This is a genomic window from Streptomyces sp. T12 (assembly GCF_028736035.1).
Classification (GTDB): Bacteria; Actinomycetota; Actinomycetes; order Streptomycetales; family Streptomycetaceae; genus Streptomyces.
Window position 1 is genome coordinate 9,955,283 of the sequence record NZ_CP117866.1, and the last position, 24,402, is coordinate 9,979,684.

At 68.8% G+C, this 24,402-nt stretch carries 15 protein-coding genes and 5 pseudogenes; 11 read left to right on the forward strand and 9 right to left on the reverse strand.

Annotation, left to right across the window (positions count from 1 at the left end; genetic code table 11):
* Positions 1-132 precede the first annotated feature (132 nt).
* On the forward strand, positions 133-624 hold the full coding sequence (locus PBV52_RS44630; RefSeq protein ID WP_274247117.1) for a hypothetical protein: 492 nt from the start codon (positions 133-135) through the stop codon (positions 622-624).
* Positions 625-940: 316 nt separating this feature from the next.
* On the opposite strand, the gene PBV52_RS44635 is transcribed toward PBV52_RS44630, so the two are convergent.
* Positions 941-1,390, reverse strand: a complete 450-nt coding sequence (locus tag PBV52_RS44635) for a hypothetical protein (protein ID WP_274247119.1) — start codon at positions 1,388-1,390, stop codon at positions 941-943.
* A gap of 259 nt (positions 1,391-1,649) precedes the next feature.
* On the opposite strand from PBV52_RS44635, the gene PBV52_RS44640 reads away from it, so the two are divergent.
* Positions 1,650-1,889 (forward strand): hypothetical protein, encoded by a 240-nt coding sequence (locus PBV52_RS44640; RefSeq protein ID WP_274247121.1) that lies wholly within the window; start codon positions 1,650-1,652, stop codon positions 1,887-1,889.
* A 330-nt stretch (positions 1,890-2,219) separates the two neighbouring features.
* Here the strand turns inward: PBV52_RS44640 and PBV52_RS44645 are convergent, their stop codons facing one another.
* A complete protein-coding gene (locus PBV52_RS44645; RefSeq protein WP_274247123.1) occupies positions 2,220-3,695 on the reverse strand; it encodes a non-reducing end alpha-L-arabinofuranosidase family hydrolase in 1,476 nt (491 codons plus the stop codon).
* 899 nt (positions 3,696-4,594) lie between these two features.
* On the opposite strand from PBV52_RS44645, the gene PBV52_RS44650 reads away from it, so the two are divergent.
* Complete coding sequence (locus PBV52_RS44650) at positions 4,595-6,025, forward strand: endo-1,4-beta-xylanase (RefSeq protein ID WP_274247124.1); 1,431 nt, start codon at positions 4,595-4,597, stop codon at positions 6,023-6,025.
* 100 nt (positions 6,026-6,125) lie between these two features.
* The gene (locus PBV52_RS44655; protein WP_274249955.1) at positions 6,126-7,427 is read left to right on the forward strand and encodes an RICIN domain-containing protein; all 1,302 of its coding nucleotides are present in this window, start codon (positions 6,126-6,128) and stop codon (positions 7,425-7,427) included.
* Between the two features lie 78 nt (positions 7,428-7,505).
* Here PBV52_RS44655 and PBV52_RS44660 read toward each other — a convergent pair.
* Positions 7,506-7,898, reverse strand: a pseudogene (locus PBV52_RS44660) (transposase family protein); the annotation flags it as partial.
* 130 nt (positions 7,899-8,028) lie between these two features.
* On the opposite strand from PBV52_RS44660, the gene PBV52_RS44665 reads away from it, so the two are divergent.
* From PBV52_RS44665 to PBV52_RS44685, 5 genes are all read left to right on the forward strand, one after another.
* Entirely contained in the window at positions 8,029-8,424 is a 396-nt protein-coding gene (locus PBV52_RS44665; protein WP_274247126.1) for a VOC family protein, read from the forward strand.
* A gap of 341 nt (positions 8,425-8,765) precedes the next feature.
* Entirely contained in the window at positions 8,766-8,930 is a 165-nt protein-coding gene (locus PBV52_RS44670) for a hypothetical protein (protein WP_274247128.1), read from the forward strand.
* A 441-nt stretch (positions 8,931-9,371) separates the two neighbouring features.
* Positions 9,372-9,626, forward strand: coding sequence for a hypothetical protein (locus PBV52_RS44675; protein ID WP_274247129.1), 255 nt, complete (start codon positions 9,372-9,374; stop codon positions 9,624-9,626).
* 85 nt (positions 9,627-9,711) lie between these two features.
* Positions 9,712-12,753: a glycoside hydrolase family 2 TIM barrel-domain containing protein gene (locus PBV52_RS44680; RefSeq protein ID WP_274247130.1), complete on the forward strand. Its 3,042-nt coding sequence runs from the start codon at positions 9,712-9,714 to the stop codon at positions 12,751-12,753.
* A 284-nt stretch (positions 12,754-13,037) separates the two neighbouring features.
* Positions 13,038-15,173 (forward strand): alpha-galactosidase, encoded by a 2,136-nt coding sequence (locus PBV52_RS44685; RefSeq protein WP_274247132.1) that lies wholly within the window; start codon positions 13,038-13,040, stop codon positions 15,171-15,173.
* A gap of 96 nt (positions 15,174-15,269) precedes the next feature.
* On the opposite strand, the gene PBV52_RS44690 is transcribed toward PBV52_RS44685, so the two are convergent.
* Together PBV52_RS44690 and PBV52_RS44695 are read right to left on the reverse strand one after the other, a co-directional pair.
* Positions 15,270-16,523 (reverse strand): SLC13 family permease, encoded by a 1,254-nt coding sequence (locus tag PBV52_RS44690; RefSeq protein WP_274247134.1) that lies wholly within the window; start codon positions 16,521-16,523, stop codon positions 15,270-15,272.
* A gap of 107 nt (positions 16,524-16,630) precedes the next feature.
* On the reverse strand, positions 16,631-17,752 hold the full coding sequence (locus PBV52_RS44695; protein ID WP_274247135.1) for a PrpF domain-containing protein: 1,122 nt from the start codon (positions 17,750-17,752) through the stop codon (positions 16,631-16,633).
* Between the two features lie 172 nt (positions 17,753-17,924).
* On the opposite strand from PBV52_RS44695, the gene PBV52_RS44700 reads away from it, so the two are divergent.
* Positions 17,925-18,878, forward strand: coding sequence for a LysR family transcriptional regulator (locus tag PBV52_RS44700; protein WP_274247136.1), 954 nt, complete (start codon positions 17,925-17,927; stop codon positions 18,876-18,878).
* Between the two features lie 230 nt (positions 18,879-19,108).
* On the opposite strand, the gene PBV52_RS51505 is transcribed toward PBV52_RS44700, so the two are convergent.
* Positions 19,109-19,435, reverse strand: a complete 327-nt coding sequence (locus PBV52_RS51505; RefSeq protein ID WP_306801473.1) for a hypothetical protein — start codon at positions 19,433-19,435, stop codon at positions 19,109-19,111.
* 296 nt (positions 19,436-19,731) lie between these two features.
* Positions 19,732-20,232: pseudogene (locus tag PBV52_RS44710) on the reverse strand (LacI family DNA-binding transcriptional regulator); the annotation flags it as partial.
* On the opposite strand from PBV52_RS44710, the pseudogene yicI reads away from it, so the two are divergent.
* Positions 20,232-22,294, forward strand: a pseudogene (yicI, locus tag PBV52_RS44715) (alpha-xylosidase); the annotation flags it as partial. The pseudogenes PBV52_RS44710 and yicI sit on opposite strands and share 1 nt — an antisense overlap.
* A gap of 564 nt (positions 22,295-22,858) precedes the next feature.
* Here the strand turns inward: yicI and PBV52_RS44720 are convergent.
* A pseudogene (locus PBV52_RS44720) lies at positions 22,859-23,103 on the reverse strand (ATP-binding protein); the annotation flags it as partial.
* Positions 23,104-23,287: 184 nt separating this feature from the next.
* Positions 23,288-24,387 (reverse strand): annotated as a pseudogene (locus tag PBV52_RS44725) (non-reducing end alpha-L-arabinofuranosidase family hydrolase).
* Between the last annotated feature and the right edge of the window lie 15 nt (positions 24,388-24,402).

A 24,402-nucleotide genomic window follows, 5' to 3' on the forward strand; every position in this document is an offset into this window, starting at 1 on the left:
CAAGAACGCTGGTGACCGGCCTGTACTCAAGGACAGTTGGCCAGTTTGCTCAGGGAAAGTCGGCCTCTGCGGCCTCGGAGGCGCTGCCCGCTCCTTGCAGGCACATCGGCAAAGCCCGGATCATCTCTGTCCATGACCGACATGACGGCAGTCTTAGGGTTGGTTGGCGCCCTGGGTGCGGCAGCTATCGGTGCAATTGGCGGGAGCCTGCTGCAGCGTTCGAAGAGTCGGCAGGAAGCCACAGCAGCGTCGTTGCAGCGAGCGGATGCCGAACGAGAGCATGTCCGGCTTGCCGAGCAGTTGGCCCTTGAGACCATCGCCTCTGCCCGTACCGTCAACCGCGCGCTGCTGGCTCTCCTGGAGCGGAGCCTCCAAGATGCCGAGGCGGGGGCGCCGGTGGAACTGAGTCGCTTCGGGCTCTTCACAGACGAGTTCATCGAAAGGAATCGGCGCGTACGGCAGCACTTGCTGAACGCCGCCACGGGCGGGTCAACGGAGCCTCTCGCTGAGGCCATTCAAATGGCTAGCGCCACGTCCGCGGCGTTGGACCAGTATCTCCGGGCTGCGACCTCGCTCTTCATCAGCAGACCAGAGGGCTTCACGCTGGCGCTCGACGAGGTCTGACTTCAGGGATGCACCAAGCGGGAACCCTGTGTCCCGGCTCTTGGCCAGCGGCGGTGGCAAGACCGCTGATGACCGGGCTGCGCTCAAAGACAGTTGGCACTGCGGTCTCGACGTCATCGCGGAGCTGAGTGGAGGCGAATTTTGGTGGAAGCGCGTACCTGAGCAGTGGGGACGCGACGGTGGTGGCCCCGTTGATCTCGGGACCACCACCACATCCAGGACCAACTCCCGCGCCGCGAGAAGGCTCTTCTCAGCTCAACAACCGTATCGGACGTTGGGAACCCGGCTCGCCGATACCGCTTTGGCGAGCTCGGGCTCAGACATCCGGTGACCGTTCGAGGATTTCGATACCGGCGAATCCTCGCGCGTACACCGAAGCGAGCTTGGGGTAGAGGGTTTCCCCGAAGCACACCTTCCACGAGTTCGCCGCGACTCCTGTGGAGTCGCAATCCCAGGTACCCGCGATGCTGCTATCAGCGGAGTTCCGCAGGCGCATCCATGCATCGGTGGATTGGGAAGTACCTAGGTTGTTACGCACGATCACCGCCGCCTGTGCGGAGTTCCCGCTTGCCGACCTGATTGCGCAGACCTGCGCGACCATGCCGGTCTCCTCCACCGTTTGGGTGGGGCCACAACGCCACGTGCTGGCACTGGAAGTGATCGGGTTCGTGTTGCCGTAATGAACCCACGTGCCCACGCCGTCGGCGGCCGAGGCGGGACCGGCGGCCGCCATGCTCAACCCGAGAGCAGCAGTGATGATGGCCATCGATCCGGCGGCTATTCGTGACACTCGCATGCAGTTCCCTTCCGACTCACTCATGCCTATTGCAGACAAGGCCGACACGCCATGCAGAAGGCGTGCCTGGTCAGCCTCAAGGTCCTTCGCCGCGTTGTGTACCTATAACGTTCCAGGGTGAAAGGCGAAAGCGTCTTCTACCTGCATGTGGCCGACTATCGCTGCACATGGCCAACTATCGCTGAACGTCACAAGTGCGAGGGTGTTTGCTCGGCATGGAATCGGACGCGTGAACGAGTCGCCGCCGGATCCTGCGCGCCCGCGCGTGATCTTGGCGCACCTCGACAAACAACTCGCTGACATCGAGACCGTCGGCGTTTACCTGTGCCTTCAGCGCGACGCCGTGCAGCGCGCCCTGGCCACAGCCGAGCGCCCGCGCCCCGTCCGCCGGGAGCGCCGCGAGCGCCTCGAACGTCCCATTGCACGGCCGGGCGTGTATCTGCTGGAGCCACGTGCACGCCGCCGGTGATCCGTGTCCAGTGTGCCGGCCGGATACCGCGTTGGGGATCCTCGAATGACGGGCCGGAGTGCGAGGTCGGACATCCCGGCAACACTCACCTGGCGGCCGGGCTGAAACGGTACGAGGCCGAGCACGACTGGCTCACCACCGTCCGCCTCCCGCAAGCGCCATCGGCGGCGGCATCGCGCTACGGGATGGCCCTCGGGCCGGTGAGCGTTGCCCGCCCCCGCGCTCCGTCGCCGTATGAGCGCTGACGTTGTCGCGTGACCCGGGCGGGCTCGGCCTTCCGCCGAGCCCGCCATGCCGGCTCCGTACCGGAGCCGGACTCGATTCACGCCGTCAGCGCCGCAGTGTCAGCAGACCCGGCCGGTAGGGCCATTGGCCGTAGTCACCGCCGGAGTTGGGGTCGCGTCCCTGGTAGAGGAACTGCAGGTTGCAGGGATCGACGGTGAAGGTCTGATCGGCGCTGGTGCGGATCAGTTCGCCATGGCTGATGTCGTTGGTCCAGGTGGCGCCACTGTTGGCCTTGCCGGCGAAGGGGTTGCTCTCGGTCGCGGCCTGGGGTGTCCATGAGCCGTTCAGACTGGTGGCCGTGAACGAGCGGAAGTAGCGGCCCTGCGAGCCGATCGCTTCGACGATCATGAGGTAGCGGTTCTGGCCCTGGAGCTTGTAGACCTGCGGGGCTTCGAACAGGTTGTTCGTCGTATCGCTCATGATCGTTGTGTAGGTCGAGCCGAAACTGCCCGGGAAGTTCCCGATCGGCATGCCGGCCCGGTAGATCTTGCCGTTGTCACCGGCGAAGAACAGGTACATGTTCGTGCCGTCAGCGATGAGTGTCTGGTCGATGGGTCCTGTTCCGGAGCCGGGGATGCTTCCGGAGAAGAGCACCTGCTGTGCTGACCAGCCATTGGGGTTGGTGGGGTCGCTCGACGTCCGGTAGGAGAAAGCGCTCCCACCCCCCCACTGGTAGGCGAGCACCCAGATGTTTTTCGGCGCGAAGTAGAAGAGCGTGGGCGCGACGGTGGAAGTCGACATCGTGTTCTGGCTGGCCGAGGCCATCTCCGGCCAGTTGGTGAACAGGCCGAAGTTCATCGAACCCCAGCCCGTTCCCGGTCCCGCGCCGTGCGTCGTCGCATAGACGAGATGCTTGCCGTTGTAGGGGGCGACGGTGAAGTCCTTGAGCGAGGCCCACCCGGCCTTGGGCTGCGCCAGCGCGCCCGTTGATGTCCAGCGGTATGTCGACGGAAGGTCGCACGGGCCGGGGTTGCCGCCGCCGACCTTGACGAGCTGCCACTGCTGGTTGGTGCCACCCCAGTCGTCGTACTGGACGATGTTCGCGTTGTCGGCGCTGGAGGCGCCTTGTACTTCCAGGGCCTTGTTGCTGTGGCGCGCGATGAATCTCACGTAGCCATCCGAGCTGTCGGCCAGCCGCCACTGCTGGTTATTGCCATTCAGGTCCGCCCACTGGACGATCGAGCCGCCGTTGGCGGTGGAGAAGTTATGGACGTCCAGCACCTTGCCGGAGTGGCGCGACTTGATGCGGTAGTAACCGCCGCCGGAGTCGACGAACTGCCACTGCTGCTGGTTCTGATCGTTCCTGGTCCATTGCGTGATGCGGGCGCCGTTGTTGGTCGCCAGGTTGTAGACGTCCAGGGCCTTGCCGCTGTTGCGGTTGACCAGCACATACGCGGCGTTGGGGTCTATGGTCGCAGCGCCGGCGGGCTGGGCGCCGAGGAAGGTAGCCACGAGCAGCAAGGGAGCAAGGACGGCGAGTAAGCGTCTTGGACGGACCGGGGACGGGTGGCGAAACCACATCAGAGGGCCTCCTTTGGGGGGCGGGGGCGAGGGGACTCCGATGAACCGCGGAGCGGACGTGCCGGGGGACAGGGGCAGTCTCGAAAGTTTCGATGAATTCCCGGATGCTTCGACGCCACAAGCTAGGAATGTGGGGGCCTCTGGTCAAGGCCCGTCGCCGATCTGTCCGTAAAAGCGCCTCCCCTTTGGGCCAGACAAGCTGTCGCGCCGACCGGAAACACTCCGGAGTCTGCGGATGCAGCGCGCTGGTCCAAGGCGTGCGCACGAAGGAGAGAAGCCGAGTAAGCGGCGTCCGCACACTCGTCCCGGCTCCGGCCCTCAGGCATCCTCCGGCGGTGGCGCCGGGGGTTCGCCGTCCGGCTCGCCGGATTCCGAATGTTTCGGAAGAAGAGCCGAAACTTCTTCTGCGGGGAGTATTGACGATCCATCGTCAATGCCTCAATCATCCGTGTCTGAGGCCCGACCGTAGTTCGAGATGTCGAACCACTCGGCCCTGAGCAATCTGTGCCGCACGGCAGATCCACGCACAGATGCACGACAGATCCGCGCACCAGATCACCTGCGCCACCCCGTTTCGTTCCGGTGAGGTTCGCACCAGCGCATCCTGGCTCTTCGCGCAGTTGGAGAGGTACGCGACGCCGCGTGGCGGTCCCCCGGCTGAGCCGCGATGGAGTGCCCCGTGCCTGTGTCGAAACACCGCCGCCGCCCGCCGTACGTCACCCGACGGCCGACCGGGTGCCGTCCGTGCCGGTCGAGATCGTCCCGGCCCCATGGCCGCGGTGTCCGGTGATTCCGTGCTGCCCGAGTTCCGGCCCGCCCCGTCCGTCGCCGCGTGGGAGCGGACGACGCATTCCCCTGCGCTTCAGTCCTTCCGTGTTTTCTACCTTGGAGGCACAGTCATGGGCTCGTATGCCCTTCCCAGACCCGTTGTCCGCCGGAAGATCCGCGGCCCGCTGCTGGCGCTGGTCGTCGGCATGCTCGGTGCGGTCGCCCCGCTGGTCGCGCCGCCGACCGCACACGCCGCCGAGAACACGCTCGGCGCCGCGGCGGCGCAGAGCGGCCGCTACTTCGGCACCGCCATCGCCTCGGGCAGGCTGGGCGACTCGGCGTACACGACGATCGCGGGCCGTGAGTTCAACTCGGTGACGGCCGAGAACGAGATGAAGATCGACGCCACCGAACCGCAGCGGGGCCAGTTCAACTTCACCGCCGGTGACCGCGTCTACAACTGGGCGGTGCAGAACGGCAAGCAGGTGCGTGGCCACACCCTGGCCTGGCACTCCCAGCAGCCCGGCTGGATGCAGAGCCTCAGCGGCAGCACGCTGCGTCAGGCGATGATCAACCACATCAACGGCGTGATGGCCCACTACAAGGGCAAGGTCGCCCAGTGGGACGTCGTGAACGAGGCGTTCGCCGACGGCAGTTCGGGAGCCCGGCGCGACTCCAACCTGCAACGCACCGGCAACGACTGGATCGAGGTCGCGTTCCGCACCGCGCGCGCCGCCGACCCGGCCGCCAAGCTCTGCTACAACGACTACAACGTCGAGAACTGGACCTGGGCCAAAACCCAGGCCATGTACGCCATGGTCCGAGACTTCAAGCAGCGCGGCGTGCCGATCGACTGCGTCGGCTTCCAGTCGCACTTCAACAGCGACAGCCCCTACAACAGCAACTTCCGCACCACCCTGCAGAGCTTCGCCGCCCTCGGCGTCGACGTGGCCATCACCGAACTCGACATCCAGGGCGCCTCGCCCACGACCTACGCCAACGTGACCAACGACTGCCTGGTCGTCCCGCGCTGCCTCGGCATCACCGTCTGGGGTGTGCGCGACAGCGACTCCTGGCGACCGCAGCACACGCCGCTTCTGTTCAACTCCGACGGCAGCAAGAAGCCCGCCTACACCGCCGTCCTCAACGCACTCAACGGCGGCTCCTCTACGCCCCCTTCGGATTCCGGACCGATCAAGGGCGTCGGTTCAGGCCGCTGCCTGGACGTGCCCGGCACCAGTACCACCGACGGCCCCCAGCTCCACCTGTGGGACTGCCACAACGGCACCAACCAGCAGTGGACGTACACCGCTGCCGGCGAGTTCAGGGTCTACGGCAACAAGTGCCTGGACGCCGCCGGCACCGGCAACGGCGCCAAAGTCCAGATCTATAGCTGCTGGGGCGGCGACAACCAGAAATGGCGCCTCAACTCCGACGGATCCATCGTCGGCGTCCAGTCCGGCCTCTGCCTCGACGCCGTCGCAGGCGGCACCGCCAACGGCACCCTGATCCAGCTCTACTCCTGCTCGAGCGGCAGCAACCAACGCTGGACCCGCACCTGATGGGACCTGCCACAAACGAAAAGGTGAATCGATGAAGATCTATGGTGCGGCTTCCCTCACCCCTCCACTGAGACATCGCTGGTGGTCCCGGGTCGCCGCCGTGGTGGCGGCGACCCTCGCGATCGGCATGCTCGCCGTGGTGAATCCGGCGCCCGCCGAGGCGGCGACGGTGGACACCAACGCCTGGTACGTCCTGGTCAATCGCAACAGCGGCAAGGCGCTGGACGTCTCTGACACATCCACCGCCGACGGCGCGCGGGTGAGCCAGTGGACGCGCAACGACGGAGCCAACCAGCAGTGGCAGTTCGTGGACTCCGGCGGCGGCTTCTACCGCCTCAAGGCCCGGCATTCGGGCAAGGTTCTCGACGTGGCCGGCGCCTCGACCGCAGACGGTGCCGCGATCCAGCAGTGGGCCGACCACAACGGGGCCAACCAGCAGTTCCGCCTGGCCGACTCCGACGCGGGCCACGTCCGGCTGATCAACCGCACCAGCGGCAAGGCGGTGGAGGTGCAGGGCGCCTCCACCGCCGACGGCGGCAACGTCGTCCAGTACACCGACTGGGGCGGCGCCAACCAGCAATGGCAGATGATCAAGCTGTCGTCCGGTGGCGGCGGCGCATGCGGCAGCGCCCCGACTCTGGCGAGCGGTACGCACACGATTCAGAGCGGCGGCAAGAACCGCAGCTTCATCCTCAGGGTTCCGGCCAACTACGACAACAGCCACCGATACCGGCTGATCTTCGCGTTCCACTGGCGAGGCGGAACCGCCGGCGACGTCGCCTCGGGCGGCACGAGCGGGAACGCCTGGTCCTACTACGGCCAACAGGAACAATCGAACAACGGTGCGATCCTCGTCGCCCCGCAAGGCCTCGGCAACGGCTGGGCCAATTCGGGCGGTGAGGACATCACCTTCGTCGACGACATGATCCGGCGCATCGAGGGCGGCCTCTGTGTCAACCCGGCACAGCGTTTCGCCACGGGATTCAGCTGGGGCGGCGGCATGAGCTACGCACTCGCATGCAGCCGGGCGAACGTCTTCAGGGCCGTCGCGGTCATCTCCGGCGCTCAGATCAGCGGGTGCAGCGGCGGCACTCGGCCCATCGCCTACTTCGGAATCCACGGCATCAGCGACTCCGTCCTCAACATCGCCCAAGGACGGTCCCTGCGCGACAGATTCGTCAGCAACAACGGCTGCACTGCCCAGAGCCCGCGCGAGCCCGCCCCGGGCAGCCGAACGCACATCACCACCACCTACTCGGGCTGCCGTGCCGGATACCCGGTCCAATGGGCCGCGTTCGACGGAGACCACATACCCGGTCCGGTCGACGGCTCCCCCGATGAGAGCGGCGTCGCCACCTGGACCAAAGCAGAGATCTGGAGGTTCTTCGCACAGTTCCAGTGACACGCCCGCACCACGGAGTGGAGCCAGGGCAATCCTGGCTCCACTCCGTCGACGTCTATCCCAGACAGGAGGACGGATATCGAGGGTGTCGGCGAGCTGGCTCAGGGCGGCGATCAGGCCGTGGGTGCGGGCGCAGGTGGTGTCGTGTTCGCGGCCGGGCCGGACCGGCGAGACTCAGAGCGGCCAGCCGTCGGGTGCGGAAATGACCTGGACGTTGCCACCGTGGTGCTTGTGCTTGCCCGACCACCACAGTTCGACCTTGTTCGGGCCGGGGACGGCGACACGATCGGTACGGATGACGGTGCCATCGAGGTTGAGGTGTGTAAAGCCGGCCGCGGCCGCGCGCTCCAGTGCGCTGGACAGGTCTGGGGCGTGGTCGGCGAGCACGGTCAGCCCTTCGTGGAGGTATCGGTAGGCCGTCGGGACGGAGATCCGGTTGTCGCGGGCGAGTCGAATCAACCGTGTACCTTCGCAGACCTGTTCCTACCAGGGGCTTCACGCGTATCTGATGCCGGGGCAAGCCTGTCCCTGGTCAGAAAGATCTCGGATCTGTCGGACGGGCGGCATACTCTGAGCCCCGTCCGCACTTTCTGGGAGAGTCATGACAAGTAGGTTCACCGAGTTGACCGTTGACTGCCGTGATCCAGAGAGGCTCGCGGCCTTCTGGTGTGCAGTCCTGGACTTCAAGGTGATCGACCGGAGCGAGGGCAAGGTCGAGATCGGCTCCTGGGTGCCGACCGTCGAGGATATTCGGGCCCGCCAGATGCCGCCCACCCTGCAGTTCATCCAGGTGCCCGAGGGTAAGACCGTCAAGAACCGGCTTCACCTCGACGTCAGCCCGATCGACGGCAGCACCGAGGACGAGGTGACCAGATTGCTCGGCCTCGGCGCCACCACGACGGATGTGGGCCAGGGCTCAGACCGAAACTGGGTGGTCATGGCCGATCCCGAGGGCAACGAGTTCGACGTCCTACGCACCCTGGCACCGCAGAACTAGGCCGCGAACGGGAACCCGCATCCCGTCACACACCGCCACCATCACGTTGTCGAGAAGACCTCAATGGACTTGTTTTCGATGACTCATCATGTGGAGTGTGTGGCGATTCTTGAGTCGGCGGCAAAGGGCTCCTGACCTGTGGTTTTGTCGGTGCGTGTTATGTGCGCTGTGGGCGTTAGGGGCGATATCTTGACGCTGAAATGACGCTCGTTCTGGTGCGCTGTCAGGGCTCAGTAGGGGCGGGGTCCGTAGGGGCTCCAGTGGCCGAGGAATGGCTCGAGGTCGGCGCCGCTAGGTTTCGGCGGTGTGGGCAGTTTCGTCGCTTGGGCGGAGTTCGCTCCGTGCCTCCCTGGCTTCTGGTCTGCGAGGCGTTTGCGTTGCGCGGCTTCGCCACGGAGGCCGACTTCTTGTGCGATCTCGGCGAGTTCCTTGTCGGTGGGGATGTGTTCGCTGCGGTCCTGTTCTTGAAGGACGAGGAATCCGACCCTTTCGACCTTGCGCGGTGATGGTGAACCGCGGTGGTGCCTTGCGGCGCCGATGGGGTGGGGGAGCGCATTGCGTGGTTCTGAGTGCTGCCTTGTGGTCTTGTGCTTTGGTGGCGGTGATGAGGCCTGGATGATGTGCAGGGCTCGGCCTTGGATGGGTTTGGCCAGCCCCATGGGCTGTGGCTGCTTTATGTCCAGATGCTCGGTGACCGGCCGGACCATGCAGGCGAGCCACCCCGAGCTCCGCGGAGTGGCTCAGGCCGTCCATCACGCGTGCGCGGGCGTGCTCCATGTGCTCGGTGTGCGCGCCTGGCGCCGGTGTCCGCGGCTCCTGCGCGTCGCTGTGTCGCAACAGGCGGGCGGCCACAGGCAGGCGCCGCCGCCCCTTCGTGTTCCGTACGGCGAAAATCCTCCACAGGCAAGGAAATTCACTGGTGAACGCCGAAGCGCAGGCCGCGGGGCGTGGCCGCGTCCGCGGACGGCGGCCGCACCTGGACGTACCGGGGCACCCTCACCGGCCTGGACACCGAGTGGGGAAGGAACACCTTCTGGGCACCGGAGATCATCTGGCACGACGGGCTGCACCACATGTACGTCAGCTACATCCGCGGCGTATCCGGCTCCAGGAGCGGAGGCGCCGCACGGGTGGTCGACGGCAGCCTGCGCTGCGACCGCGACGAGCCCGTCCGAAATGGATCTGGCCCCATGGCCGGGTGACCGGAACTCGCGTACTGGAAGGGGCCGTTGGCCGACCTGCGGCCGACGTCACAACCGACCATTGACCCCGCTAGGGAGGCGCTTCATGACCCTGCACACCCCGACGAGTCGGCGGCTTGCCTCGTTCAGCCCGGGCGAGGGCCGTCTGGCGCCCAGGGCGAGCGCTCCCAGTGATGCCCGGAGGATCGATCTGGACGGCCGGTGGCGGTTCCGGCTGAGCCCGTCCGTCGGGGAGATGACCGAAGGATTCCAGGAGCCCGGGTTCGACGACTCGGGATGGGACCATCTGCGCGTTCCCGGAATGTGGCAGATGGAAGGGCTGCGGGACGAGCACGGCAAATTCCTCGGTGTGAGCCAGGCCCGCTTCGGGCTGCCCGCCTACACCAACATCGCCTACCCGTTCCCGGTGGATCCGCCGCACCCGCCGCAGGACAACCCCAGGGGGGAGTACCGCCGGGTGTTCGGCCTCGACTCCGTCGCTCCCGGCTCCCGTTGGGTCCTGCGGTTCGAGGGCGTGGACTCGCACTTCACGGTCTGGCTGAACGGCATGGAGCTCGGCTGGTCGACCGGCAGCCGGCTGCCGGCCGAGTTCGACGCCGGCCCAGCACTGAGGGAGGGCCGCAACGTACTGGCCGTCCGGGTCCACCAGTGGTCCGCCGGGAGCTATCTCGAGGACCAGGACATGTGGTGGCTCTCCGGTATCTTCCGCTCCGTCCACCTGACGGAGCGGCGTCCGGGGGCGATCGGCGACCACTTCGTGCACGCGGACTTCGACCACCGCACCGGCGAGGGACTGCTGCGCGTCGAGTGCGATGTCCCCGCGGTGGTGGACCTCCCCGAACTCGGCATCACCGGCCTGCCCGTGGGCGAGCCGCACCGGATCGCCCACGTCGAGCCCTGGACGGCCGAGACGCCGCGGCTGTACACGGGCACGCTGCGCTCCGCGGGAGAGACCGTCACCCTCTCCGTCGGCTTCCGCACCGTCCGGATCGTCGACGGGTTGATCACCGTCAACGGCTCGCCCCTCCGCTTCCGGGGCGTCAACCGCCACGAATGGCATCCGGAGACCGGCCGCACTCTCGATCTGGAGACCATGCGTGCCGACGTGCTGCTGATGAAGCGGCACAACATCAACGCGGTCCGCACCAGCCACTACCCGCCCGACGCCCGGTTCCTCGACCTGTGCGACGAGTACGGCCTGTGGGTGATCGACGAATGCGACCTGGAGACACACGGGTTCGGACTGCTCGGCTGGAAGAACAACCCCTCCGCCGACGGCCGTTGGCGCGACGCCTTCGTGGACCGTGTGCAGCGGATGGTCGAACGCGACAAGAACCACCCCAGCGTCGTCATGTGGTCGATGGGGAACGAGGCCGACAAGGGGGACAACATCCGGGCGATGGCCGAGTGGACCCGTCGCCGCGATCCGGACCGTCTCATCCACTACGAGGGCGACTACGACAGCTCCTTCGTGGATGTCTACAGCCGGATGTACGTCCCCCTCGACGAGGCCGCCCTCATCGGGACGCACACCGAGCCCCGCACCACCGACGCCGCAGCTGACGCGCACCGCCGACAACTGCCGTTCATTCTCTGCGAGTACGCGCACGCGATGGGCAACGGCCCGGGCGGCCTGTGCGAGTACGAGGAGCTGTTCGACCGGTATCCCCGGCTGCACGGCGGCTTCGTATGGGAGTGGATCGACCACGGCATCCTCCAGAAGACCGCCGAGGGTCCGAACGCCGGCCGGCCGTTCTACGCCTACGGAGGCGACTTCGGGGAGGTGGTCCACGACGGCAACTTCATCGCCGACGGACTCGTCCTCCCCGACCGCACGCCCTCGCCCGGCCTCGTTGAGTACAAGGCCGTCATCGCCCCCGTACGTATGCGACTTGAGCGAGTGTCCGATCGGCTTGCGCTGCGGATCCGCAACGACTTCGACTTCCTCGACACCTCCTGCCTCGCCTTCGACTGGCGCCTGGAGGTTGACGGGGTCCTGGTCGCGGACGGCGTCCTGGACCTGCCGCCGATAGCGGCCCGTACCAGCCATGAGGTGAGCCTCGACGAACCTGTGACCACGGCCCCGTCGGCCGGCGGCGAACACGTGTTGACCGTGCGCGCCCTGTTCGCCAAGGACCACAACGGGGTCCCGGCCGGGCACGAGATCGCCTTCACGCAACTGGTGCTGCCGACGCACGAGGAGCCGCGCCACGACCCGGTCCCCGTCCGCCCGGAGCGGACGGCAGGGGGATGGTCATTGGGTGAGGCCGAGTTCACCGCCCACGGCGAACTCCGCCGACTCGGTAACCTGGCGCTGGCAGCTCCCCGGCTCGACCTCTGGCGAGCCCTCACGGACAACGACCGCGGGGGCGAGGGACAGGAACGGATGTGGCGGGAGCTGGGGCTGCACCGGCTGGTGCACCGCACCGTCGATTGCACCGTTCAAGGTGAGCAGTTGGTCGTCGACACCGTCAGCCGGGCCGTCGGCCAGGACGCAGGCATGTCGGGCCGCTGGACCTGGAGCGCCTACGACTCAGGAGCCCTCGAGCTGAAGCTGGACCTCACGCCGGTCGGCCGGCTCGCCACCGACTACGAGGACCGCCGCCACGCAGACGGGCCGCCGCAGCCGGCCACCCTGCCCAAACTCGGGATCCGGCTCGGTCTGCCCGGCGGCGCCGCAAGCCTCGACTGGTACGGGTACGGGCCCGGCGAGTCCTACCGGGACAGCGGGCGGGCCGCCCGTCTCGGCAGGTTCCGGGCCACCGTGGAACAGTTGCAGACGCCCTACGTGCGGCCGCAGGAGAACGGCAACCGCAGCGGAGTGCGTGATGCGGCGATCCGCTGGGCCGACGGCCAGGTCCTGGGCCTCTCCGCACCCACTGGCATCGACGTGTCCCTGCGGCCGTGGACGGCCGAGGCGATGGAGGCCGCACGGCACACCAGCGATCTCGTCCCGGACGGCATCCTCTGGCTGACCCTTGATCTGGCCCACTACGGGCTCGGCAGTGCCTCCTGCGGCCCGGACACCTTCCCGCAGCACCGTCTTCACCCCCACTCGGCGACCCTCAAGGTCTGCTTCCGCGTCGGCGACGGGGACGGGCCGCGGGCGTCAACCGCAGGGACCTGATCCACCTACGGGGGCCCCGACGGCATGCGAAGACAGCGACCGGTACGACGTGGGGCAGCCCTACTCGAACTCGTTCCTCCCGACCGTCCCCCTGCGCGCAGAACGCCACCATCGACGGCTGCTTCCTGAGCAACTCCGAGCTCACCGAGCACCTCGACTGCATCGCCATCAACCCCGGCGACGGCTACCTCGTCCGGGACGTCAGGTTCGACAACCACATGCGGGTCACCTTCAACCCGAAGTAGCTGCCCGCTGACACCGCAGAATTGAAGGAGCACCTGAACATGAGTGACATCCGCAGTCTCGTCTCCTGGGGCCACGACGCCCTGAGCCTCGTCATCGATGCCGACCAGGACGGCCGTCCACGCCTCCGCCACCTCGGCACCTCCGACACCGCGCCCAGGCCGGCCGGTGCGAGGGGGGCGCAGCCGCTGGTCGAGTCCGTCGTGAGCGGGCAGGGCCGGGACGCGTCGAGTCGGCGCCAGGTTGACAGCGTCGGCGCGCGACTGCGCTACCTCGGCCACGACGCCCGGCGCGACGGGGAGTGGCACCAGTTGACCGTCTGCCTGCACGACCCCGAGACGGACCTTGCCGTGGACGTGGTCTATCGCTCGCCCGACGGCATCCCGGTCCTGCGCAGCCATGTGGAGCTGCGCAACGGGGGTGGCCACCCGATCGACCTGGAGTCGGTCACCTCCCTCGTCCTCGGCGTGCTGACCACGGACCCCGCACAGCTGGAGACCGCGGACCTGCTGTGGGCGGAGAACGAGTGGATGGGCGAGTACCGCTGGCAGCGGCGCCCGTTGCGCCAGGCCGTCCCGGACATCAACGGCCGCCTCGTCCACCAGCCCTACCGCAAGAGCGTCTTCACCCTGGCCGGGAAGGGCTCCTGGTCCAGCGCCGGTCACCTGCCTCTGGGAGCCCTCAGCGATCGCACCACGGGGCGGACCTGGCTGTGGCAGCTGGAGACCAGCGGGGGCGGCTGGCAGTGGGAGTGCGGGGAGAACGCGGACACGGGGTTCTTGTCCCTGTCCGGCCCCAGCAATGTCCGTCACGGCTGGTCGCACCGGCTGGAGCCGGGGGCGGGCTTCACGACCGTACCGGTGGCCCTCGCCCTCACCGAGACCGGCGGCATCGACAAGGCGTTCGCCGCCCTGACCCGCTACCGGCGGGCGATCCGCCGCCCGCACTCCGACCACCAGCACCTCCCCGTCATCTTCAACGACTACATGAACTGCCTGATGGGCGACCCCACCACGGCCCGCCTGCTGCCGCACATCGACGCCGCCGCCGAGGCCGGCGCCGAGTACTTCGTCATCGACGCCGGCTGGTACGACGACGAGGACGGCGGCTGGTGGACCACCGTCGGCGCGTGGGAGCCCTCCACCTCCCGATTCCCCGGGAAGGGCGGCCTGGGGGACGTCATGGACCGGATACGGCAGCGCGGCATGGTCCCGGGACTGTGGCTGGAACCGGAGGTGGTGGGAGTGCACAGCCCGATCGCCACCACCCTGCCCGAAGAGGCGTTCTTCCGCCGTCACGGCGCCCGCGTCAACGCGAACGGCCGCTACCACCTCGACCTGCGCCACCCCGCCGCCCGCGCCCACCTGGACCAGGTGGTGGACCGGCTCGTCGCCGACCTGGGCATCGGCTACTTCAAGCTCGACTACAACGTCGACGCCGGTCCCGGCACCAGCAGCCACCCCGGCGAGTCCCCGGCGGACGGCCTGCTCGGCCACAACCGCGCCTACCTCGACTGGCTGGACGGCGTCCTCGACCGTCACCCGGACCTCGTCCTGGAGAGCTGCGCCTCCGGCGGCATGCGCTCCGACTACGCCCTCCTCTCCCGCGTCCAACTGCACTCCACCACCGACCAACAGAACCTGGAGCTGTACGCCCCGATCGCGGCGGCGGCGCCCACCGCGGTCACCCCGGAGCAGGGGGCGGTGTGGGCCTACCCGGTGCCCGACAACTCCCTAGACGAGGTCGCCTTCACCATGGCCGGCGCCCTCCTCGGCCGCGTCCACCTCTCCGGCCTCCTCCCCGAACTCGCCCCCGACGCCCTTGCCTTGGTGCACGAGGCGATCACCGTCCACAAGTCGATCCGCGCCGACCTGGCCACCGCCACCCCCGCCTGGCCGCTGGGCCTCCCCGGCTGGTACGACCCGTGGATCGCCCTGGCCCTGCACACCCCGGGCACCACATACGTCACGGTCTGGCGGCGCCCCGGCGACGGCTCCGAGGAGTCGGCCGTCCTTCCGTTCCCGACCCTTCGCGGTGCGCGGGTCGACATCGACGCCCTGTACCCCTCCATCACCAAGGTCCAGGCCGCCTGGGACGCGAAGGCCTCGGCCCTCGACGTCTCTGTCCCGTCGGCCCCGTCGGCGGTGCTGCTGCGCCTCTCCGTCCGCCCGGAGTAGCCGGGGCGCCCAACCGCTGTGCCGTTACAGAATCCTCCCGAGTCCTTTGGAGCCCCCGTGCCCACGCCAGCCCGACGTCCGCAGTTCCCTATCGCGCTACGACCAGGGCAGGACCAGCGCGCCCCAGGCGACGACAGGACCGAGAGCGACGATTCCACCGGTGTAGCCGATGACCTGGCGGTAGAAGCGGCGGGGTTCCACCCCGCGAGCGTTGCTGAGGACGAGTGCTCCGTTGGTCGAGAAAGGAGAGGTGTCGACGATCGTCGTGGAGACGGCGAGCGCGGCGATCAGTCCGGCGGCGCTGAGGTGGCTGGAGAGCAGCAGCGGTACGGCGATGGGGATGATCGCGGTGAGGATCGCGGTGGAGGAGGCGAAGGCGGAGGTGATGGCCACGGTGAAGCACAGCAGCAGGGCGACGACGACCGGGGCGCCGAGGCCCGCCGCGTGTTCGGAGATCTCCTCGATGATGCCGGCCTTCTCCAGCATCGCGATGTACGTCATCATGCCCGCGACCAGAAGCAGGGTGGACCAGCTGACGCCGTCCACGGCCTTCTCCTGCCGCTTCATGTCCACCAGGGCCAGCAGGGCGCCGGCAGCCAGCGCAAGGAAGCCGATCTCCAGGTGGAAGCCGAGCGCGCCGACGACGAGGGCCGCCAGAGAGGCGAGGGTGAGCCACTGCCGCCAATCGGGCCTGCCGGAGACGGCGAGGTCCTCGTCGTCGGCTGCCTGTGCGGCGCCCTCGGCCAGGGGTGCGGGACGCTTGGCGAGCAGGGCGTAGGTGAGGATCGAGAGCACCAGGTTGATCACGAAGCTGGCGCTGAACAGCGCCACGGCGGAGACCTGCAGATCGGTCTTGTCGACGAGGCCGAGCACCAGCGCACCGGAGACGGCCAGCGGGGAGAAGGCGCCCGCGTGCCCGCCACTGATCACCATCATGCCGACGACCAGCGGATTGAGCTTGTAGCGGTAGGCGAAGTTCATGCCGATCGGCGCGAGGATCGCGACCGCGGCCGGGGTGAACGTACCGAACGCCGTCAGCAGGGCGGCCACCAGGAACAGCACCCAGGGGATCAGCGCGACCTTGCCGCGTACCAGCCGCACCCCGGCCGCGACGAGCCAGTCGATGGTGCCGTTGCGGCGGGCGACGGAGAACAGGTAGGTGACTCCGACGATGGTGACGAAGAGCTTCGCCGGGAACCCCTCGAAGATCTCGTCCTCGGTGAGGCCGAGCGAGGCCGTGCCGACGGCGAAGGTGGCGACGAAGGCGAGGATGCCCAGGTTGATCGGCAGCACGGTGCCGACCACGAACATCACCAGCAGGGCGCCTATGGAGATCACTTCAGCAGACATCTTTGTCCTTGGTGCGGTGGGGACGGGGTGGCGCGCCCCGGGGGCGCGAGGGTATCCCGGTGCGGACGGCTGGGAGCCGGCCTGACCGAGGTGATGTTCGTCGCGGCTCAGGCGGCTTGCGGGCTGCCTGCTTCCGGTACGTAGATTCGGGCGTCGGCGAGCAGTCGGGCCGCGCGCTGCACGGTGACCCGGTGCGGCAGGCCGTCCCTCACATCGGTGCAGCGGACCGCGACGACGCCGGCGGGCGTGCCGAGGCGCAACCACTCGTCGGTCGGGCCGCCCGTGGCCCGGGAGACCACGGACCCCTCCAGGAGCCCGGCCGCCGCGACGGCGACGGCAGAGGTCAGGCCGATCGCGGGGTGCGGGGCGTTCATGGTGAGCATGCGCACCGAGACGTCGTAGTCCTCGGCACCGACCGGTTCGCCGAGGGTGGTGCTGTACGGCACCGGCGGGCCGACCAGGCCCACCTTGGGCACCGCGTCGCCCGGTTCCTCGCCCGGCTGGTCCAGACCCATCAGGGGTGCGGCGGTATGACGGACGGTGCGCAGCCAGGGGACGTCTGCGCTCATCCGCTCCAGTGACTCGGCACCGGTACGCCCTGCACTGGCGGCGTCGACCAAGACGACCGGAGCTCCTGCGGTCACCATGCTCACGCGAACCGGCTCGGCGGCGCCGACCCGCAGGTCCTGGGCGGCCTGGCCGGTGGGGAGCAGCGATCCGGTGGTGCCACCGGCCGGGTCGCGGAAGGTGAGGCCGACCGCGACGCCGCCGGCACGCGTGCCGGGTACCGTCTGGCGGCCGAAGTGGTGCACCACGCCGCCGGGGGTGTCGACGGTCCCTTCGAGGACCGCGCCGGTATTGGTGTTGCGCATCACCACGCGCGTCCGGTCGCCGGTGACCGGAACCATTCCTTTGGTCACCGCGTACAGGGCGACGCCGGTGGCGCAGTTGCCGCAGTTGCTCGTCCATTCCACCGAGCCCGTTCCGATGCCGACTTGAGCGAACAGGTAGTCGACGTCGACGCCGGGCTGGGCTGAGGCGCTGACCACGGCCGCTTTCGAGGTGGTGGGGGTTGCGCCGCCCACCCCGTCCAGCTCCACGGGGTCGGTGGCGCCGTACGCGGCGACCAGCAGCCTTTCGAGGTCGCCACGGTCGGAAGGGACTTCGACCTGGTTGAACAGCCAGCACTTGCTTGTGCCGCCACGCACCAATGTCGCGGGAATGTGCACGTCTGAGGCTCTTCCTGGATCAACGGAGATAGGGAGAAGCGCCGAGGCAGCGGTTACGGGCGCATTGCGGGCCGGTGAACCGCTCGGCGATTGCGCAGACCTTCGCAGAGGCATGACTTCGGAACAATCGCAGTTCGCTTCACCTGGGTTTAGCTCAGCTAAAGTCGACGGCATGCTCAACGTGCGCCGTCTGCTGCTGCTCACCGAGGCCACCGAACGCGGTTCACTCACTGCCGCGGCGGAAGCCCTCGGTATGACCACGTCCGCCGCCTCCCAGCAGATGTCGCTGCTGGAGCAGGAGGCAGGGCAGCCCCTGATCGAGCGGCTGCCACGTGGTATCCGCCCCACCCCGGCGGGTGCCGCGCTGGCCGAGCGAGGTCAGGCGATCCGCCGTGAACTGCGCGCAGCGCAAGCCGACTTGGACTCGTTCACGGCCCTCGACCAGGGCACCTTGCGGCTCGGTTCCTTCCCTACTGCGAGCGCGTCCCTGCTGCCGCTCGCGCTCACCCGCTTCCGCCGCCGCCACACAGGAATCCGCATCGAGGTACGCGCCGGGGTCCTCGCGGAGCTCCGGGAGATGCTGCACAGCGGCGAGGTGGAGCAGGGGCTGCTCTGGGACTACGAATGGAACCGCCTCGACGATCCGGCGCTCGCCCTCACCCACCTGCTGGACGACCCCACGGTGCTGGTCGTCCCCGCCGACTCACCCCTGCGCACACATCCCTCCGTGCGCCTGGGCGACCTCGCCGACCAGGAGTGGATCATCCGTGCCGACAACCACCCCGTCGCCGACGTCCTGCGCCGAAGCTGTCGCCAGGCGGGATTCGAGCCGCGCATCGCCTACTCATCGCACGACTACCAGGAGGCGCAGGCCATGGTCGCCGCCGGTCTCGGCGTCGCGCTCGCCCCCCGTCTGGCCCTCACCAGCCGACGCAGCGACGTACGCCTCCTGCCGTTCGCCTCCGACGTCCCGGCCCCCACCCGCCGCATCCTCCTCGCACGCGCCGCGGCACGCCCCGCCACCCCACCCGCCCAGGCGATGGCCCGCGTCCTGCGCACGGTTGCGCAACGATTCACCGCCCCGGACCTGCACCGGGCCCAGCTCGGGGCGGTCCGGCGGAGCTGACGGCGCGGCCGCAGCAGGCCCACCCGGTACTCGGCGCACAGATCGCGAAGGAGTTCGTGGTGTTCGTGGATGATTTCGCGGGCCTGGACGCACACCTGCAGCTCTGATCACCGTCGCCGCCTCATGGACGTCGGAGCGGGAAGGCAGCCAGTACCCGGATGCGCCAAGCGGATCCGTAGACCTGCCCTCGGGTGGCAGCGCCACCGCTAGGGTCGGCACTGCGGCGAGGATCAGCCAGGCACTGCGGCAGGCAGGCCTGGGTCGAGCAGGGAGCCGGTGACCGAGCTGCCGACTGGAACGATCAGACCGAAGACCGAGGACAGCGCGCCGGTGTGGAGGCCGTCGCGACCGGCGTCGGCGAGGTCAGGAACCCAGGCGTGGGCGGCCGGAACGACCAGCATCTGACCGAGTGTGAGCAGGACGACGTACCCGGCAGCGGGCCGCAGCCTCGCCATGCCCGTCCAGTCGGCGGGTCGGGCAGCAGTCATGACCGAGAAGTCGGCCTGGCTGTTCGCCCTCTCCTCGCTGCTGGTCGTCTCCGCCCAGCTGCCTCTCACACAGCCGCCTGGGACCCGGCCGCGCGCGCATGCCGGCCTGCTGCCGGGTGCGGACCCGGCCGGGGATCTACTGCGGCATCAGCCATACGTGCCCGGCCAGGACGAGGACGAAAACAGCGGCTCCGGCGAGGCAGGCGGTACTGGAGTCAACGGCGAGCAGGGGGCCGATGAAGGCCCCGCCCTGTCCGGCCGGGCTCGGGGGTCACTCGGCCGTGACCGACAAGATGACTCTGCGCCGGCGGTGCTGCGGAGCACTGCTCCCGTCCCCGGAGGGCACTCCTCCCGTCCCCGGAGGCTCAGTCCTGCGGCGGCGGGGCCGTGCTCTCGCGGACCACGAGGTGGGTGGCGATCTCGAGGCCGAGCTGAGGGATCTTCTCGCCGCGGCCGAGGGGCAGGGCCAACTCCGTCGCGGCGGCGGCCATTTCGTTCAGCGGCTGGTGCACGGTCGTCAGTGGCGGGTCCACCCAGGCCGTGACCGGTACGTCGTCGTAGCCGACCACGCTCAGGTCCTCCGGGATGCGCAGGCCGGCCTCGCGTGCGGCCTGGTAGACGCCGAGCGCCTGCATGTCGTTCGCGGTGAAGATCGCGGTCGGCCGGTCGGGGCGGGCCAGCAGTTCGGCCGCCGCGGCGTGCCCATCCTCCCGGGTCAGCTGCATGCTGACGATCAGCTCCGGGTCCACCGGAAGCCCGGCCGCCTCCAGGGCCGAGCGGTAACCGGCCATCCGCGCCAGGCAGAACGCGTGATCGGGGCCGCTGATCATGGCGATGCGCCGGTGGCCGAGGCCGATCAGGTGGCGCCGGTTCGGTGCGTCGCGGGCCGGAGTTCGTGCTGCCCGGCGCAGAGCCGGGTGCCGGCAAAGTGCGCCGGGACGGCGAGGTGGTGGAGCTGAGCGCAGGCGGACGACGCTGCGCGTGGATACCTCCCGGCCATGGCGCCTGGAGTTCACCGCCGACGGCCGGATGCTGACCTCCGTCGGCGAGCGCGGCACCGGATTCGTCACCGACGGCGAAGGACGCCACCACATGCTGGGGCAACTCTCCCTCGACGTAGGTGAGTTGGTCTACGGCCTGGGAGAGCGGTTCACCCCGCTCGTCCGCAACGGCCAGGCGGTGGACATCTGGCAGGCGGACGGCGGCACCAGCAGCGAACAGGCCTACAAGAACGTCCCGTTCCACCTGACCAACCGGGGCTACGGCGTCTTCGTCAACCACCCCGGCAAAGTCGGCTACGAGGTCGGCTCCGAGTCCGTCGGCCAGGTCCAGTTCAGCGTCGAGGACCAGTCCATCGAGTACTTCGTCGTCCACGGTCCGACCCCCAAGCAGATTCTGGAGCGTTACACCGCCCTCACCGGCCGCCCGGCACTGCCCCCGGCCTGGGCGCTCGGCCTATGGCTGACCACCTCCTTCACCACCGACTACGACGAGGCCACCGTCAACCGCTTCGTCGGCGGCATGGCCGAGCGCGGCATCCCGCTGAGCGTCTTTCACCTCGACTGCTTCTGGATGCGCGAGTACCAGTGGTGCGACTTCGTGTGGGACCCGGACGCCTTCCCCGACCCGGCCGGCATGCTGGCCCGGCTCAAGCAGCAGGGATTGCGCATCTCAGCCTGGATCAACCCCTACATCGCGCAGAAGTCGGAACTGTTCGCCGAGGGCATGCGCGAGGGCTACCTGGTGCGGTGACCGGACGGCAGCGTCTGGCAGTGGGACCTGTGGCAGCCAGGCATGGCCCTGGTGGACTTCACCAACCTCGCGGCCCGCGACTGGTACACCGGGAAGCTGCGCACCCTGCTGGACGTCGGCGTCGACTGCTTCAAGACGGACTTCGGCGAGCGCATCCCCACCGACGTGGTCTGGCACGACGGCTCCGACCCGGAGCGCATGCACAACTACTACACCCATCTGTACAACCAGGCGGTGTTCGAGCTGCTCCGCGAGGAGCGCGGGGAGGGGGAGGCCCTGCTCTTCGCCCGGTCCGCCACCGCGGGCGGCCAGCAGTACCCCGTGCACTGGGGCGGCGACTGCGAGTCGCACTTCAACGCCATGGCGGAGTCGCTGCGCGGCGGTCTCTCCCTCGGCCTGTCCGGCTTCGGCTTCTGGAGCCACGACATCGGCGGCTTCGAGGGCACGCCGACCCCGGCCGTCTTCAAGCGCTGGACGCAGTTCGGCCTGCTGTCCTCGCACAGCCGGCTGCACGGCAGCAAGTCGTACCGCGTGCCGTGGGACTTCGGCGAGGAAGCCGTCGACGTGACCCGCGAGTTCACCCTGCTCAAGCACCGCCTGGCGCCCTACTTCCAGCACGCGGCCCAGCAGGCGCATGCCACCGGCGTCCCCGTGATGCGCGCGATGGTGCTGGAGTTCCCGGACGACCCGGCCGCCGCCACGCTCGAGAGGCAGTACATGCTCGGCGACGATCTGCTCGTCGCTCCGGTCTTCACCGAGGACGGCACGGTCGAGTACTACGTGCCCGAGGGTACGTGGACCAACATCCTCACCGGCGGCCAGGTCACCGGCCCGCGCTGGGTGCGCGAACAGCACGGCTTGCACACCCTGCCGCTGCTCGCCCGCCCCGACTCCGTCATCCCGCTCGGTGCGGACGACCAGCGCCCGGTCTCCGCCTGGGCCGAGGGCGTCGAGCTGCGCGTCCACGCCTTCGCCGACGGCGCCGAGCGCACCGTCGTGATCCCGCGCAGCGACGGCCCCGGTGAGACGGCCCGCTTCCACCTGCGTCGTACGGGCGACCGCCTGCGGGTCACCACCGACAGCGCCCACGCCTGGCAGGTGCGGATCGGCGGCCCGGACAGCTCCCTGCACGTCAGTCCGGCCGGCACCGGGGAGGCGGTCCTGCCCTATTCGTGAGGCGCCCCCGGCCTCCCTTCAGGCAGCACGGCGATCTTCTCCAGCCACTTGGCGGGGGCCCCGACGATCGACGGATGGCCGAAGTGACGTCCTGTCTCCCAGGCGGGTGGCGAGCGGCCTGTGTCCGGCCGTCGGCCGTCGGCCGTCCTGAGTAGGACCGCGCAACGACGCCGGCGACAGCCGAGTCCGCTACTGGTTCCTCGACGACTCGGGCCTGGACTTCCTCGGCTGCGACTGGCACTGCTCGGCCCAGGACGACCGACTCATCGCCGACCGGCTCACCTCGTTCATCGCCGGTCTGCCGACAGGCTGGTGACGGCACGACCGACCAAGAGCATCATGGATCCGACCGGGAACATCCGATTCCTGAAACCGCGCGGCTCACCCCGACGGTGGAGAATGCCGACCCCTGCCACCGTGCTCGGGCCGCTTCGGTAAGGCGTACCAGGCCCCGTCGGCCGGATTGTGGTGCCCGCCCTCGCGAGGCGGCGGGCTCCCGCACCGACATGCGGTGCCGTTGCCGTTCCCTGCCGCGCGGCGGGCGACGGTCCGCGGGCTTGGATCTCAGTGCGGCTCAGGCTGGGGGAGGGTCTGCGCGCACCAGATCGTCTCGCCGTTGGTGGTGTGCCGGGTGCCCCACCCCTGGGTGAGCTGGGCGACGAGCAACAGGCCCCGGCCGCCCTCGTCGAAGGCGCGGGCCCGGCGCAGGTGCGCAGCGATGTTGCTGGCGTCGGAGACCTCGCAGATCAGGGAGGTATCGCGAATCAGCCGCAGCTGATCGGCGGCTCGCCATATCTCGGGCTCGATGTCCCACTCGGCGACGTGGTGGCCTGCCAGCCCGTCGGTGTAGAGGGCGATCAGCGGCAGGGGATGGCCGGCGCTCGCCAGCGTGAAGCAGCGGGAGACAGGGGCGTACGCATCAGTCGTCTGTGTATGGGAACCATGGCGGGCCTTATGGGCATGGTCACGAGCTTTTGATCATGTGGGCGCGGGTCAGCGCTGCAGGGTGAGCACGCCCGGCCGGTACGGCAGTTCCAGGTAGGGGGAGCCGTCCGATGTGGGGGTCCTGCCCTGGTAGAGGAACTGCAGGTTGCAGGGGTCGACGGTCATGGTCTGGTCGGGGTTGTTGCGGACCAGGTCACCGTGGCTGATGTCGTTGGTCCAGGTGGCACCGCTGTTGGCCTTGCCCGCGATGGGGTTGCTCTCGGTGTCGGCCTGCTGAACAGCGGCTGCGGGGCGGACCAGCTGTTGGGGTTGGTGGGGTCGCTGGACGTGCGGTAGGTGAAGGGCCAGGCGGTGCCCCACCCATTTGAGGTCAGCACCCAGATGTTCTTGGGCGCGAAGTAGAACAGTTTGGGCGCCACCGCGCCCTGGCTCATCCCGGTCTGGGTGGTCGTCGCCATGTCCGACCAGTTCGTGAAGGGACTGAACGCCATCGTGCCCCACGACGATCCGTCAGAGGTGGTCGCGTAGACCAGGTGCTTGCCGTTGTACGTCACGGTGGTGAAGTCCTTCAGCGCGACCCAGCCGTTCGACGGCTGCGCCAGCGGAGCCGTCGAGGTCCACCGGTACGTCGACGGAAGAGCACACGAGTTGCCCGCCCCGGACAGGCCGGTCCACTTCTGGTTGTTGCCGCCGTTGCACGACCAGAGCTGCACCGCCGTGCCGTTGGCCGTGGCGCCGCCCGACACGTCCAGGCACAGCCCGGACTCCACGCCGACGATCGTGCCGTCGGAGTTCACCCGCCACTGCTGGTTCGTACCGCCGTTACAGGACCAGATCGCCACCCGGGTCCCGGCCGTGGTGGCGTGGCCCGGGACATCCAGGCACTTGTTGCCGTACACGGTCAGCTGGTTGCTGTCCGTCAACGTCCACTGCTGGTTGGTCCCGCCGTTGCGGTCCCAGATCTGCAGGTTCGTGCCGTCGGTCTGGTCGGCGCCCGGCACGTCGAGACACCGGCCGGAACCAATGCCGCGCACGGCGCTGGTGGTGGCCGCCTGAGCCGGGGTGGCGACGAGCATCGCCGCCAACGAGACCAGGGCCGCGACCGCCGCGGCGAGCACCACAGCTGCCCCCGACTGCCGGACGCACATCTCCCCGGGGTTCTG

What these genes read in the sequence shown, in the direction of transcription:
- PBV52_RS44630 (WP_274247117.1), top strand. Translation starts at nt 133, where the DNA reads ATGACCGACATGACGGCAGTCTTAGGGTTGGTTGGCGCCCTGGGTGCG.
- PBV52_RS44635 (WP_274247119.1), bottom strand. Translation starts at nt 1,390, where the DNA reads ATGGCCATCATCACTGCTGCTCTCGGGTTGAGCATGGCGGCCGCCGGT.
- PBV52_RS44645 (WP_274247123.1), bottom strand. Translation starts at nt 3,695, where the DNA reads ATGTGGTTTCGCCACCCGTCCCCGGTCCGTCCAAGACGCTTACTCGCC.
- PBV52_RS44650 (WP_274247124.1), top strand. Translation starts at nt 4,595, where the DNA reads ATGGGCTCGTATGCCCTTCCCAGACCCGTTGTCCGCCGGAAGATCCGC.
- PBV52_RS44665 (WP_274247126.1), top strand. Translation starts at nt 8,029, where the DNA reads ATGACAAGTAGGTTCACCGAGTTGACCGTTGACTGCCGTGATCCAGAG.
- PBV52_RS44680 (WP_274247130.1), top strand. Translation starts at nt 9,712, where the DNA reads ATGACCCTGCACACCCCGACGAGTCGGCGGCTTGCCTCGTTCAGCCCG.
- PBV52_RS44685 (WP_274247132.1), top strand. Translation starts at nt 13,038, where the DNA reads ATGAGTGACATCCGCAGTCTCGTCTCCTGGGGCCACGACGCCCTGAGC.
- PBV52_RS44690 (WP_274247134.1), bottom strand. Translation starts at nt 16,523, where the DNA reads ATGTCTGCTGAAGTGATCTCCATAGGCGCCCTGCTGGTGATGTTCGTG.
- PBV52_RS44700 (WP_274247136.1), top strand. Translation starts at nt 17,925, where the DNA reads ATGCTCAACGTGCGCCGTCTGCTGCTGCTCACCGAGGCCACCGAACGC.